Genomic DNA, 572 nt, shown 5'->3' on the forward strand with positions numbered 1-572 from the left:
TGCTCTGTTTAAAGTATGCAGGATCGACAAGGTTCATTGACCCTGTATAGGCGATTTCATCATCAATGACGATGATTTTACGGTGCTGGCGAAGATCAAGACGACGTAAGAAAATACGCCACATCTTCACTTCGAGTGCCTGAATAACCTCGATACCCGAATCTTTCATCATTTTGTACCAAGGACTTCTGAAGAAGCGTGGGCTACCCGCAGAGTCCAGTAGTAGCTTCACATCCACACCACGTTTAGATGCTTGGATAAGAGCGGATGCTACCGAATCGGCCAAGCCGCCTGGGTGCCAAATGTAGAACACCATTCGAATGCTCGTTTTGGCATTCTCGATGTCTTCGATGATGGAGTGCAGAATTTCATCAGGAGATTGTTGCAACGACAGAGTATTCCCGCTCAGAGCCGGTAGCCCAAGACGGTTGTTACACAGTTCATCGATGCGGTAGATATGGCGACCCATGGTTTCAGGCATGTGCGCGTGGCAATCATTGAGTTGACTAAACCACTTGGCAAAAGGGGTAAACATCTCTTTTGCTCGTTCAGCTCGTTTTCTGCCTAAGTTC

Annotated in this window: 1 protein-coding gene; it reads right to left on the reverse strand. The window is 47.6% G+C overall.

Features of this window, described 5'->3' with window-relative positions; all coding sequences use genetic code 11:
- The coding region (locus R7R78_RS28310; protein ID WP_225474874.1) for a phospholipase D-like domain-containing protein at positions 1 to 572 on the reverse strand (572 nt) is incomplete at both ends.

This window comes from Vibrio sp. 2134-1 (assembly GCF_033339495.1).